Source organism: Pseudomonas sp. P106(2024) (assembly GCF_057480815.1).
In genome coordinates, this window is the sequence record NZ_JBLIYU010000010.1 from 1 (window position 1) to 13,184 (window position 13,184).

The 13,184-nt window shown below is 64.6% G+C and carries 9 protein-coding genes; 1 reads left to right on the plus strand and 8 read right to left on the minus strand.

Annotation, left to right across the window (positions count from 1 at the left end):
- Positions 1 to 201: 201 nt before the first annotated feature.
- The 4 genes from creD to rloA2 form a co-directional block, all read right to left on the minus strand.
- Entirely contained in the window at positions 202 to 1,530 is a 1,329-nt protein-coding gene (creD, locus tag AC25M7_RS16660) for a cell envelope integrity protein CreD (RefSeq protein WP_486971286.1), read from the minus strand.
- Between the two features lie 121 nt (positions 1,531 to 1,651).
- A complete protein-coding gene (creC, locus tag AC25M7_RS16665; RefSeq protein ID WP_486971287.1) occupies positions 1,652 to 3,085 on the minus strand; it encodes a two-component system sensor histidine kinase CreC in 1,434 nt (477 codons plus the stop codon).
- Positions 3,085 to 3,765, minus strand: coding sequence for a two-component system response regulator CreB (creB, locus tag AC25M7_RS16670; protein WP_247283745.1), 681 nt, complete (start codon positions 3,763 to 3,765; stop codon positions 3,085 to 3,087). The genes creC and creB overlap by 1 nt, the downstream gene beginning before the upstream one ends.
- A 108-nt stretch (positions 3,766 to 3,873) precedes the next feature.
- Positions 3,874 to 4,374 (minus strand): retropepsin-like aspartic peptidase RloA2, encoded by a 501-nt coding sequence (gene rloA2, locus AC25M7_RS16675; protein WP_028689101.1) that lies wholly within the window; start codon positions 4,372 to 4,374, stop codon positions 3,874 to 3,876.
- A 182-nt stretch (positions 4,375 to 4,556) separates the two neighbouring features.
- On the opposite strand from rloA2, the gene AC25M7_RS16680 reads away from it, so the two are divergent.
- Complete coding sequence (locus AC25M7_RS16680; RefSeq protein ID WP_280063927.1) at positions 4,557 to 5,444, plus strand: 1-acylglycerol-3-phosphate O-acyltransferase, YihG family; 888 nt, start codon at positions 4,557 to 4,559, stop codon at positions 5,442 to 5,444.
- A gap of 70 nt (positions 5,445 to 5,514) precedes the next feature.
- Here AC25M7_RS16680 and AC25M7_RS16685 read toward each other — a convergent pair whose 3' ends face one another.
- The 4 genes from AC25M7_RS16685 to gltB form a co-directional block, all read right to left on the minus strand.
- Positions 5,515 to 5,862 (minus strand): YgiW/YdeI family stress tolerance OB fold protein, encoded by a 348-nt coding sequence (locus tag AC25M7_RS16685; protein ID WP_028689103.1) that lies wholly within the window; start codon positions 5,860 to 5,862, stop codon positions 5,515 to 5,517.
- Positions 5,863 to 5,977: 115 nt separating this feature from the next.
- Entirely contained in the window at positions 5,978 to 7,042 is a 1,065-nt protein-coding gene (gene hemE / locus AC25M7_RS16690) for a uroporphyrinogen decarboxylase (RefSeq protein WP_062362854.1), read from the minus strand.
- A 151-nt stretch (positions 7,043 to 7,193) separates the two neighbouring features.
- Positions 7,194 to 8,612, minus strand: coding sequence for an FAD-dependent oxidoreductase (locus AC25M7_RS16695; RefSeq protein ID WP_028689105.1), 1,419 nt, complete (start codon positions 8,610 to 8,612; stop codon positions 7,194 to 7,196).
- A gap of 106 nt (positions 8,613 to 8,718) precedes the next feature.
- Positions 8,719 to 13,164 (minus strand): glutamate synthase large subunit, encoded by a 4,446-nt coding sequence (gene gltB / locus AC25M7_RS16700; RefSeq protein WP_069016542.1) that lies wholly within the window; start codon positions 13,162 to 13,164, stop codon positions 8,719 to 8,721.
- Positions 13,165 to 13,184: the final 20 nt, after the last annotated feature.

The window sequence follows — 13,184 nt, forward strand, 5'->3', positions numbered from 1 at the left end:
TTTGTACGGAGATCGGTTCATCAGGCCGACCTGGTGAAAGTCAGGGCCTGCCTGACGGCAGGCCGTTACCGGCCCGCACACAAAAAATCTGACACTTCCTCGCGAAAGGGCTGCAGAGCAGCCCCAGAATTCACCTCGGTATCACAGGAAATAGCTGGCCAATCCTCACAGCCAACCAGCGCCCGATCTCTCTATCCTCCCTCATACGCCCCTCCCCACCCGCGACCAGTCCAGCCGACGGGTCAGCACCATGAACACACCCAGCAACCCGAAGCAAAGCAGTGAGCCCATCAGCAGGGCGTAGTCCTCGGCGCTGAGCAGCCCATAGAGCATCGCGTACAACGCCGCCAGTCCGGCCGCAAAGCCCACGCCACGCCCCTGGCTGCGCAGTACATGAACCAGATAGAAGCCGATCAGCAGCACGCATCCTGACGCCGACAGCCCGTAGGCCAGGCCAAACCCCAGGTGCTCGGACAGCGACAGCAACAGCAAGTAGAAGAACGCCAGGGCCACGCCCACCAGGATGTACTGCACCGGGTGCACGCTGAGGTTCTTGAGCACTTCGAACAGGAAGAAGCCGGCAAAAGTCAGGGCGATGAATAGCAGCGCATACTTGATCGCCCGTTCGCTCTTGAGGTACTGGTCCACCGGGTCGACAAAGCTGACGCCAAAAGCACGCTCGTTGAAATCACCGCACTTGCCGACGGTCGCGCAAAGGCGCAAGGACTCTTCCAGGTTGGTGGCGAAGAACGAGGTCTGCCAGTGGGCGCTGAAGCCCTTCTCATCGATCGCCCGGCGGCTGGGCAAGTAGCTGCCGACGAAGCTCGGGTGCGGCCAGTTGGCGCGCATGTCTATCGTGGTGCTGCGGCCGACCGGCAGCACCGCCAGCTGGCCGGTGCCCAGCAGGGCCAGGTCGAAGGCGTAGTCGAACTCGCGGGCCTTCTGGTCGCTGAACTGCGGCAGGGCCACATGCACGCCACCGGGCAACCAGTCGACGCCGCTGCCGGCCTCGAACGGCAGGCGCTGGTCATCCAGGGTGAGCTCCAGGCTGTTCTCGATGCCGCGAATGTCGCTGATGCCGACCATCAGGAACGGCTTGTCGAAGCGGTAGTCGTCGTAGTCCTTCTCGATCCCCCAGCGCTCAGGCAGCTTGAAGCGACCGCTGACCTGCCCCTTGGCATGGAACAGGCGCGCCTGGTAGATGCCGCGGGCGCGCAGCTCGGTATCGACACCGACATCCATCGCGAAGGTTTCCGGCAGGAAGTAGAGATTGCCGTGCATCGTGGTGGTCTCCTGGACGCTCGTGCCGTCCTTGTCGATCCAGCGCCGCTCGAACTTGCGATAGGGCACCACCAGTACCGGGCCGCTGACCAGCTGGTCGTAGCTGGAGCTCGCGGCGATCTCGCCCAGCACGTTGTTGCGCAGTTGCTGGCGTTCGTCGATCAGGCCGCCAATCATCAGCAAGGGGATCAGCAGCAGCAGGATCAGCACGGCGATCAGGCCGAGCTTGAAACCTAGGGTCTTGTTCATGGGGTAAGGCTCCGTTTGCGATGGGGGCAGTGTCTGCCCGCCGCGTGGAGCCCTCGGGGAGGAAATGTGGAGATTGTGTGGAGATTGCCTGGATGGCCCGCTCCCACAGGGTACCTGCCTCTCAGCTGAATCGACGCGCAGGCAGCCACAACCTCACCCGTACCCCACCCTCGACGTTGTCCACCGCCAGCCCCCCGCCATGCAACTGCATCACCTCGGCCACGAAGTTCAGCCCCAGCCCGGTGCTCTTGCGCCCGGTCCCGGGCCTTGGCAGCGAATAGAACCGCTCGCTGACCCGCCCCAGGGCGTATTCGGGAATCGGCTGCCCCTGGTTGAACAGGCTCAAGGCCACCCGCTCGCCGTCACGCTCCAGCTCGAAGGCCAGCGCGCCACGCTCGGGGGTGAAATCCAGCGCGTTGTCCAGCAGGTTGGCCAGGGCCTGACGCATCAGGAACGGATCGCACAGCAACCTGACGCCCGCCGGAATGCGCTGGCGCACCTGCAACGCGGCAGTGTCGATCCTCGCGCCATGGGCCAGCAGCAGCTCGTCGATCAGCGCTGCCACCGCCACCTGCTGCTCATCTTCCAATGCCTGCATCTGCTCGACCCGCGCCAGGTTGAGCAGGCGCTCGATCATCTGCTGCAGACGCTCGCTCTCGCGCTCGATGTTGCCGGCAAAGCGCGCCCGCTGCTCGTGCGGCATATCGCCCTGCAGCAGCTCCGAGGCGCCGCGGATCGCCGCCAACGGGCTCTTGAGCTCATGGGTGAGCGTATGCACATAGCGTTCGACATACGCCTTGCCCTCCAACTGGGTGCGCATGCGCTCCACCGCCGTGGCCAGTTGCAACAGCTCGCCGCCCTTGTAGTGCGGCAACGCGGCGCGCTCGCCCTCGCTGACCGCCTGGGCGTAATGGGTGAGCCGGCGCAGCGAGCGGGTCAGCCACCACGACAAGGCCGCGCCGACCAGCAGCCCCAGCACGATCAATCCCAGCCCGAGAATGAGCAGGCGCCGCTCGGAGCGGTCGATGTAGGGCTGCAATGAGCTGTTCGGCTTGGCCACGGTGACCACGCCGATGATCTGGCCCTGGTCGAGGATCGGCGCCGCTACATGCATCACCGAAGTGCTTTCGTCGTCCGGATCGCTGCGGGTCGAACGGGCGCCGTACTGGCCGCGCAGGGTCAGGTAGACATCATTCCAGCGTGAATAGTCCTTGCCCAGGTCCTGGCCGCTGGAGTCGAGCAGGACGATGCCCTTGGCGTCGGTCACGTAGATCCGGTGGCTGACCTGGTTCTTCGCCAGCCCCCAGATCTGCGCGCTGGGTCGCCGCTCGCCATAGGAGGCGAGCACCTGCGACAGGCGGCTCTGGTTCAGGGTGGCGTTCTTCACATCGTCGTGAAGGATCTCGGCCAGCAGGTTGGCGGTGTCCACCAGGGTTTCTTCCGATGATTGCCGCACCACCGGGCGTATCTGCTCGCGCACCGTGTTGAGCAGAAAGTAGCCCGCCAGGCCGACGAACAGGAAGTACACCAGGAAGATGCGGATGCCCAGGCGCATCAGGCGTGCTCAGGGCTGTAGCTGTAGCCCAGGCCGCGGTGGGTCTGGATCGCCTCGGCGTCGGGCGCGACCTGGCGCAGCTTGGCGCGCAGGCTCTTGATATGGCTGTCGATGGTGCGCTCGTAGCCGACGTCCGAAGCCACGCCGAGGCCGTCGAGCAGCTGTTCACGGCTGAATACCCGCCGTGGTTGTTCGAGCAGGCTCTGCAGCAGACGGAACTCGTGGCGGGTTAGTGTCAGCGCCTGGCCACGGTAGCTGATGCGCATGGCCAGGGTGTCGAGCTGGAACGGCGTGCTTTCGCTGGCCGCGTCCGACCTGGGCGCCATGCGCTTGAGGATGGCCCGTACCCGCGCCGCCACCTCACGGGGGCTGAAGGGTTTGACCACGTAGTCGTCGGCACCGATCTCCAGGCCCAGCACCCGGTCGATCTCCGCGTCGCGGGCGCTGAGGAACATCACCGGCACCTCGCTAAAGCGGCGCAACTGGCGGCAGGTCTCGAAACCGTTGATGTCGGGCAGGCCGATGTCGAGGATCACCAGGTCGGCCGGACGCTGGCGCTGCTGCTCGACGGCGGCGCTGCCGAGGGTTACCCACTCGGTGCTGTGGCCGTCGGCCTGCAGGGCGTAGACCAGGGTGTCGGCGATGGCGGATTCGTCTTCGACGATAAGGATGTGGGGCATCTGAGCGGCAAGCCTCAAGCTGCAAGCTTCAAGTGAAAGCGGATCGCGGCAACTTACACCGATCCGCCGTTTCTTGCAGCTTGTCCCTTGTGGCTTGCCGCTGCCGTATCAGCAGTCCGGCTTGCCCGCCGTGAACTTCTTCGCCGGGTTCACCGCCGCCTTGAACTCGCGCAGGGCCTTGGCGCCCACCAGCAGCGGGTAGTTGAAGCTGCTGCGGTCGACCAGGTTGACCTCCACGGTTCGCTTCACATCGCCCAGGCACAGTTCCAGGTCGACCACCGGGCGGCGCGACAACTCGGGCGCGTCGCCTTCGTCTTCCTCGTCGGCGCGATTCTTGATCTTGCTGATGCGCGCCAGCCTGTGTTCATAGACCTTTCCGTCAGCATCCTTGGTGGCCAGGCGGAAACGCACCCAATCCTCGCCGTCACGGGTGAACTGCTCGATGTCCTTGGCCGACAGCGACGCAGTGTAGGCACCGGTGTCCATCTTGGCCTTCAGGGTTTCACCGATCTCCGGCAAGGCGATGTTCTCGTAGCGGCCATACAGGGTGGGCTCGGCGGCCATCGCCGGCAGCGCCAGAAGGGACAGCAGGGCAAGCAGGGGTTTCACAGGGCAGGCTTCCTTGAGAGGGGTCAGTGCTTAGACTGCGCAGGCAGGATAGGTTCGTTGCAACAGGGTAAACAACACAATGTGAAACATTTGTCCCAGTTAATGGCCGTACGACGTTTGGCTAAGGGCCAGACCCTGCTTATCATTGCCAACCGTTCACCTTACACAACAAGAGTCCCTTTATGCGTCGCCTGCTGACCGGCATCCTCACCCTCACCCTGCTGCTGCTCAACACCCTGGTGCTGATCGGCCCGTTGCTGGTCTTCGCCCTGCTCAAGCTGGTACTGCCCGGCCGTGGCCGCGACTACGCGTCAGCCGCGGTGATGTGGATCGCTGAGACCTGGTCGGAAATCGACAAGGCCATCTTCGCCCTGTGCATCCCCACCCAGTGGGACATCCGCGGCGTGGAAACCCTGCGCCAGGACACCTCGTACCTGTGCATCAGCAACCACCAGACCTGGGTCGATATCCCGGCGCTGATCGAAAGCCTCAACCGCCGCGTGCCGTTCTTCAAGTTTTTCCTCAAGAAGGAGCTGATCTGGGTACCGCTGCTGGGCCTGGCCTGGTGGGGCCTGGACTACCCGTTCATGAAGCGCTACAGCAAGGCCTTCCTCGACAAGCATCCCGAACTCAAGGGCAAGGACCTGGAGATCACCAAGGCCGCCTGCGAGCTGTTCAAGCGCCAGCCGGTGACCGTGGTCAACTACCTAGAAGGCACCCGTTTCACCGAGGCCAAGCGCGAGCAGCAGCAGTCGCCCTATCGCCACCTGCTCAAGCCCAAGGCCGGCGGCGTGGCCTTCGTGCTGGCGGCGCTGGGCGAGCAGCTGGACGCCCTGCTCGACGTGACCATCGTCTACCCGGGCGACAAGGCACCGGGGTTCTGGGACCTGCTCAACGGCAGCATCAGCCGGGTGATCATCGACATCCGCGTGCGCGAGCTGGACCCGACGTTGAGTGCAGGCGACTACGAGAACGACCCGGCCTTCCGCCAGACCGTGCAGGCCTGGGTGAACCAGCTGTGGGTGGAGAAGGACCAGCGGATCGAGCAATTGCGCACCGAGATGCGCTGATGCCTATGGCACGCGCCCGTGAACAGGGCTTGTGCCACGAAAGGGCTGCAAGGCAGCCCATCGTCGCCGATCAGTTGATGATCTCGACAATATCTACATCCACTTCGCGACTCATCAGGTGTTTCTCCACCTCGCCGGTCAGCTTGACCTTGGTCTTGTCGTTGAACGGCGTCGGCGGCAGGTCTTCGTCGTCGATCTCGACGGTGATGGTGCCAGTGTTGTCCTTGAACTCGTACTTGTCGTCGTTGTTGATCTTCTTGGTCACGAAGCCCTGCAGCACCACCGGGGTGTCGTCGGCGGCATCGTTGGCGGCAGCGACCGTGGTCACGGCCTGGGCGCCAGGGCCGGTGTAGCCGGCGGCCAGGGCGGCGGTGCTGAACAGTGGGGCGAGGATCAGGGGCAGGTAACGAGCTTTCATGGTGATCGGGTCCTGTTTGCGTTTTGATGGCCCCAGATTACCGACGATCGCTGAATTGAAACTTAATACAACAAAAAGCCCGGCACTTGGCCGGGCTTCTCGCGTTGCACACCGATTACCGGTGGTACTGCGCCGACAACTCATGCACGGCGTTAATGAACACACCAGCGTGCTCAGGATCGACCTCGGGGGTGATGCCATGACCCAGGTTGAACACATGGCCGCTGCCCTTGCCGTAGCTGGCGAGGATGCGCGCCACTTCCTTGCGGATCGCCTCGGGCTTGGCGTACAGCACGGTCGGGTCCATGTTGCCCTGCAGCGCCACCTTGTCGCCGACGCGGCGGCGGGCGTCGCCGATCTCGCAGGTCCAGTCCAGGCCCAGGGCGTCGGCACCGGCCTCGGCGATGCTTTCCAGCCACAAGCCGCCGTTCTTGGTGAACAGGATCACCGGTATCTTGCGCCCTTCGTGCTCGCGGATCAGGCCGCTGACGATCTTGCGCATGTAGGCCAGGGAGAACTCCTGGTAGGCCGCCGCCGACAGGTTGCCGCCCCAGGTGTCGAAGATCTGCACGGCCTGCGCCCCAGCCAGGATCTGGCCATTGAGGTAGCTGGTGACCGACTGCGCCAGCTTGTCCAGCAGCAGGTGCAGGGCCTCGGGATTGTCGTAGGCCATGGCCTTGGTCTTGCGGAAGTCCTTCGACGAGCCGCCCTCGACCATGTAGGTGGCCAGGGTCCACGGGCTGCCGGAGAAGCCGATCAGTGGCACGCGGCCGTTGAGTTCGCGACGGATGGTGCTGACCGCGTCCATCACATAGCCCAGGTCCTTCTGCGGGTCGGGAATCGGCAGTGCCTCGATGTCGGCCAGGGTACTGATGACCTTCTTGAAACGCGGGCCTTCGCCGGTCTCGAAGTACAGGCCCTGGCCCATGGCGTCGGGGATGGTGAGGATGTCCGAGAAGAGGATCGCCGCGTCCAGCGGGTAGCGGTCCAGCGGCTGCAGGGTGACCTCGCAGGCGAACTGCGGGTTCATGCACAGGCTCATGAAGTCGCCGGCCTTGGCGCGGCTGGCGCGGTACTCCGGCAGGTAGCGGCCGGCCTGGCGCATCATCCATACCGGGGTAACGTCTACGGGTTGCTTGAGCAGTGCACGCAGGAAACGATCGTTCTTCAGGGCAGTCATGTCGGCATCCGGAAAAAAAGTGCGGGCATTTTCTCAGACGCGGGGACAAAAGGCACGGCCACGGCCATGCGTTTTGTCTATTGGGTGCCTTGGATCAAGCGTTTTTGTATACAAAATACCCTTGGGGCCGCAAAGCGGCCCCAAGGATCGATCAGACTTCGAGGTAATCCAGGATGCCCTCGGCAGCGGTGCGGCCTTCGAAAATGGCGGTCACCACCAAGTCCGAGCCCCGCACCATATCACCACCGGCAAACACTTTCGGATTGCTGGTCTGGTGCTTGAACTTGCCCTTCTCCGGCGCCACCACGCGGCCCTGGCTGTCCAGCTGGATGCCATGCTGCTCGAACCACGGCGCCGGGCTCGGGCGGAAACCAAAGGCGATCACCACGGCGTCGGCCGGCAGGATCTCCTCGGAGCCCGGGATCGGCTCGGGGCTGCGGCGGCCACGGGCATCCGGCTCGCCGAGACGGGTCTCGACCACCTTCACACCCTCGACCTTGTCTTCGCCAACGATGGCGATGGGCTGGCGGTTGTAGAGAAACTTCACGCCCTCTTCCTTGGCGTTCTTCACCTCTTTGCGCGAACCCGGCATGTTGGCCTCGTCACGGCGATAGGCGCAGGTTACCGACTTGGCGCCCTGGCGGATCGAGGTGCGGTTGCAGTCCATCGCGGTGTCGCCACCCCCCAGGACCACGACCTTCTTGCCCTGCATGTCGACAAAGTCTTCCGGCGACTTCTCGAAACCGAGGTTGCGGTTGACGTTGGCGATCAGGAAGTCCAGCGCGTCATGCACGCCCGGCAGGTCCTCACCCGGGAAGCCGCCCTTCATGTAGGTATAGGTACCCATGCCCATGAACACCGCATCGTACTCGGCGAGCAGCTGTTCCATGCTGATGTCCTTGCCCACCTCGGTGTTCAGCCGGAACTCGATGCCCATGCCGGTGAAGACTTCGCGGCGATTGCTCAGCACGGTCTTTTCCAGCTTGAACTCGGGGATGCCGAAGGTCAGCAGGCCACCGATCTCGGGGTTCTTGTCGAACACCACCGGGGTCACGCCCGCGCGCACCAGCACGTCGGCGCAGCCCAGGCCAGCAGGGCCGGCACCGATGATGGCGACGCGCTTGCCGGTGGGCTTGACCTTGGACATGTCCGGGCGCCAGCCCATGGCGAAGGCGGTGTCGGTGATGTACTTCTCCACCGAGCCGATGGTCACCGCGCCAAAGCCGTCGTTCAGGGTGCACGCCCCTTCGCACAGACGGTCCTGCGGGCACACACGGCCGCACACTTCCGGCAGGGTGTTGGTTTGGTGCGACAGCTCGGCCGCGGCCAGGATGTTGCCTTCGGAGACCAGCTTCAACCAGTTGGGGATGAAGTTGTGCACCGGGCACTTCCATTCGCAATACGGGTTGCCGCAGCCCAGGCAGCGGTGCGCCTGCTCCACGGACTGCTGCGGCTTGAAAGGTTCGTAGATCTCGACGAACTCCTTCTTGCGCTGGCGCAGCAGCTTTTTCTTCGGGTCCTTGCGGCCCACTTCGATGAACTGGAAGTCGTTGCTCAGACGTTCAGCCATTTTTCAAAACCTCTTTACCGCAGTTGCCGGCCTTAGGCCGCAAGCTGCAAGACAATCACTTGAGCAGGACGGGCCCCGCAAACGGGGCCGTCACTTGCAGCTGTTCTTACTGCGGGTTAGCACGGGTGCTGGACAGCAGTTGCTTGAGGTTGGCCGCCTTCGGCTTGACCAGCCAGAAGCGCCGCACGTAGTCGTCCAGGTTCTCGGAGAGCTCACGCCCCCACTCGCTGCCGGTTTCTTCCACGTACTCGCCCAGGACCCGTGCCAGGTGGCTGCGGTAAGCCTCCATCGCCTCACCACTGATGCGCTGGATTTCCACCAGCTCGTGGTTGAGTTTGTCGACGAAGCTATTGTCCATGTCGAGCACGTAGGCGAAGCCGCCCGTCATGCCAGAACCGAAGTTGTAACCGGTCTTGCCCAGGACGCAGACAAAGCCGCCGGTCATGTATTCACAGCAGTGATCGCCGGTGCCCTCGACCACAGCGTGGGCGCCGGAGTTACGCACAGCGAAGCGCTCGCCCGCGGTGCCGGCGGCGAACAGCTTGCCGCCGGTGGCACCGTACAGGCAGGTGTTGCCGACGATGGCGCTGTGCTGGGTTTCGAATGGGCTGCCGGCTGGCGGCACGATGGTCAGTTTGCCACCGGTCATGCCCTTGCCGACGTAGTCGTTGGCGTCGCCTTCCAGGTGCAGGTTCAGGCCACCGGCGTTCCAAACGCCGAAGCTCTGGCCAGCGGTGCCCTTGAAGCGGAAGGTGATCGGCGCCGCGGCCATGCCCTGGTTGCCGTGCAGCCTGGCGATCTCGCCGGAGATGCGCGCACCGATGGAGCGGTCGCAGTTGCAGATGTCGAGGCTGAACTCGCCACCGGCCTGGTCGCGGATCGCCGGCAGGGCCATGGCGACCATCTTCTCGGCCAGCTCGCCCTTGTCGAACGGCGGGTTCTTGTCGACTTCGCAGAACTGCGGCTTGTCGGCCGGAATGTGCGAGCTGCCCAGCAGCGGCGACAGGTCGAGGTGATGCTGGCGCTCGGTGTCGCCCGGCAGCACGTCGAGCAGGTCGGTGCGGCCGATCAGCTCACCCAAGCTGCGCACGCCCAGCTTGGCCAGCCACTCGCGGGTCTCTTCGGCGACGAAGGTGAAGAAGTTGATCACCATGTCGACGGTGCCGATGTAGTGATCCTTGCGCAGCTTGTCGTTCTGCGTGGCCACGCCGGTGGCGCAGTTGTTCAGGTGGCAGATGCGCAGGTACTTGCAGCCCAGGGCGATCATCGGCGCGGTGCCGAAGCCGAAGCTCTCGGCGCCGAGGATGGCGGCCTTGATCACGTCCAGGCCGGTTTTCAGGCCGCCGTCGGTCTGCACCCGCACCTTGCCGCGCAGGTCGTTGCCGCGCAGGGTCTGGTGGGTTTCGGCCAGGCCCAGTTCCCATGGCGCGCCAGCGTACTTGATCGAGGTCAGCGGCGAGGCGCCGGTGCCACCGTCGTAGCCGGAGATGGTGATCAGGTCGGCATAGGCCTTGGCCACGCCCGCGGCGATGGTGCCGACGCCGGCCTCTGCCACCAACTTGACCGACACCAGCGCCTGCGGATTGACCTGCTTGAGGTCGTAGATCAGCTGGGCCAGGTCTTCGATCGAGTAGATATCGTGGTGCGGCGGCGGCGAGATCAGGGTCACGCCCGGCACCGCGTAGCGCAGCCGGGCGATCAGGCCGTTGACCTTGCCGCCCGGCAGCTGGCCGCCCTCGCCGGGCTTGGCGCCCTGGGCCACCTTGATCTGCAGCACCTCGGCATTGACCAGGTACTCAGGGGTCACGCCGAAGCGGCCGGTGGCCACCTGCTTGATCTTCGAGCTCTTGATGGTGCCGTAGCGGGCCGGGTCTTCACCGCCCTCGCCGGAATTGGAGCGCGCGCCCAGGCGGTTCATCGCCTCGGCCAAGGCCTCGTGGGCCTCCGGCGACAGCGCGCCCAGGGAGATGCCGGCGGAGTCGAAACGCTTGAGGATGTCCTCCAGCGGCTCGACCTGGTCCAGCGCCAGCGGCTGCTCGGCGACCTTGACCTTGAGCAGGTCGCGGATCATCGACACCGGACGCTGGTCGACCAGCGTGGTGTACTCCTTGAACTTGGCATAGTCGCCCTGCTGCACGGCGGCCTGCAGGGTGTTGACCACATCCGGGTTGTAGGCGTGGTATTCACCGCCGTGGACGAACTTGAGCAGACCACCCTGCTGGATCGGCTTGCGCGCGCTCCAGGCCTCGGCGGCCAGCAGCTTCTGGTCGCTCTCGAGGTCGACGAAACGTGCGCCCTTGATGCGGCTCGACACGCCCTTGAAGCTCAGGCCGACCACTTCCTCGGCCAGGCCCACGGCTTCGAACAGCTGGGCGCCACGGTACGAGGCGATGGTGGAGATACCCATCTTCGACAGGATCTTCAGCAGGCCCTTGGAGATGCCCTTGCGGTAGTACTTGAAGACTTCGTCCAGGTCGCCCAGCACCTCGCCGGTGCGGATCAGGTCGGCCAGCACTTCGTAGGCCAGGTACGGGTAGACGGCCGAGGCACCGAAGCCCAGCAGCACGGCAAAGTGATGCGGGTCACGGGCGGTGGCGGTCTCGACCAGGATGTTGCTGTCGCAGCGCAGGCCCTGTTCAGTCAGGCGGTGGTGTACCGCGCCAACGGCCAGCGAGGCGTGCACCGGCAGCTTGCCCGGGGCGATGTAGCGGTCGCTCAGCACCAGCTGGGTCTTGCCGCCGCGCACGGCCTCCTCGGCCTGGTCGGCGATGTTGCGGATGGCCGCTTCGAGGCCGACGCTCTCTTCATAGTTGAGGTCGATCAGCTGGCGGTCGAAGCCTTCACGCTCCAGGTTCATCAGCGAACGCCACTTGGCGGGCGAGATGACCGGCGAGCTGAGGATCACCCGCGAGGCGTGCTCGGGGGACTCCTGGAAGATGTTGCGTTCGGCGCCCAGGCAGATTTCCAGGGACATCACGATCGCCTCGCGCAGCGGGTCGATCGGCGGATTGGTCACCTGGGCGAACTGCTGGCGGAAGAAGTCGTACGGCGAGCGCACGCGCTGCGACAGCACGGCCATCGGCGTGTCGTCGCCCATCGAGCCGACCGCTTCCTGGCCTTGCTCGCCGAGCGGACGCAGCACCTGGTCACGCTCCTCGAAGGTGACCTGGAACATCTTCATGTATTGCTTGAGCTGGTCGGCGTCGTAGCTGGCCACGCCCTGGTCGTCGCTCAGCGTCGCCTGGATGCGCGTGGCGTGCTGGCGCAGCCAGCGCTTGTACGGATGGCGCGACTTCAGGCGGTTGTCGATGGCGTCGGTGTCGAGGATCTGCCCGGTCTCGGTGTCCACGGCAAGGATCTGGCCCGGGCCGACACGGCCCTTGGCCAGGACTTCCTCGGGCTGGTAGCCCCATACGCCGATTTCCGAGGCGATGGTGATGTAGCCGTTGGTGGTGGTCACCCAGCGCGCCGGGCGCAGGCCGTTGCGGTCGAGCAGGCACACCGCGTGGCGGCCCTCGGTCATGACGATGCCGGCCGGGCCATCCCACGGCTCCATGTGCATGGAGTTGTATTCGTAGAAGGCGCGCAGGTCGGCGTCCATGGTCTCGACGTTCTGCCAGGCCGGCGGCACCAGCATGCGCACGCCGCGGAACAGGTCGATACCGCCGGTGACCATCAGCTCGAGCATGTTGTCCATGCTCGAGGAGTCGGAGCCGACGCGGTTGACCAGCGGGCCGAGCTCTTCGAGGTCGGGGATCAGGTCGTTGGCGAACTTGGTGCGACGGGCCATGGCCCAGTTGCGGTTGCCGGTGATGGTGTTGATCTCGCCGTTGTGGGCGAGGAAGCGGAAGGGCTGGGCCAGCGGCCACTTCGGCAGGGTGTTGGTGGAGAAGCGCTGGTGGAACACGCAGATCGCGGTCTGCAGGCGCTCGTCGCCCAGGTCCGGATAGAACGCCGCGAGATCGCGCGGCATCATCAGGCCTTTGTAGATGATGGTCTTGTGCGAGAAGCTGCAGATGTAGTGGTCGGCGTCGTGGGCATTGGCCACGGACGAACGGCGACGGGCACTGAACAGCTTGATGGCGAACTCCTGGTCGCTCAGACCTTCGCCACCGATGAACACCTGCTCGATCTGCGGCAGGCGCTCCAGAGCCAGGCGGCCGAGGACGCTGGTATCGATCGGCACCTTGCGCCAGCCGACCAGCTTGAGGCCGGCGTTGACGATCTCGCGGTCCATGTTGGCGCGGGCGGCCTGGGCTTTGACCGGGTCCTGGTTGAAGAACACCATGCCGACGGCGTACTGCCTGGGCAGCTCGACGGCAAAGTGTTCCTGGGCCACGGCACGCAGGAATTGATCGGGCTTCTGCATGAGCAGACCGCAACCGTCGCCGGTCTTGCCGTCGGCGTTGATGCCGCCGCGGTGGGTCATGCAGGTCAGCGCCTGCATGGCGGTTTGCAGAAGGTGGTGACTCGGCTGCCCCGTCATATGGGCGATCAGGCCGAAACCACAGTTGTCCTTGAATTCTTCGGGATGGTACAGACCTGTTTTCATAGACACTTTCTCACCAGGTT

Bases quoted from the DNA above. Each gene is read 5' to 3' on its own strand.
- AC25M7_RS16680 (WP_280063927.1), top strand. From the start codon at position 4,557: ATGCGTCGCCTGCTGACCGGCATCCTCACCCTCACCCTGCTGCTGCTC.
- AC25M7_RS16695 (WP_028689105.1), bottom strand. From the start codon at position 8,612: ATGGCTGAACGTCTGAGCAACGACTTCCAGTTCATCGAAGTGGGCCGC.
- hemE (WP_062362854.1), bottom strand. From the start codon at position 7,042: ATGACTGCCCTGAAGAACGATCGTTTCCTGCGTGCACTGCTCAAGCAA.
- AC25M7_RS16685 (WP_028689103.1), bottom strand. From the start codon at position 5,862: ATGAAAGCTCGTTACCTGCCCCTGATCCTCGCCCCACTGTTCAGCACC.
- creC (WP_486971287.1), bottom strand. From the start codon at position 3,085: ATGCGCCTGGGCATCCGCATCTTCCTGGTGTACTTCCTGTTCGTCGGC.
- creD (WP_486971286.1), bottom strand. From the start codon at position 1,530: ATGAACAAGACCCTAGGTTTCAAGCTCGGCCTGATCGCCGTGCTGATC.
- gltB (WP_069016542.1), bottom strand. From the start codon at position 13,164: ATGAAAACAGGTCTGTACCATCCCGAAGAATTCAAGGACAACTGTGGT.
- creB (WP_247283745.1), bottom strand. From the start codon at position 3,765: ATGCCCCACATCCTTATCGTCGAAGACGAATCCGCCATCGCCGACACC.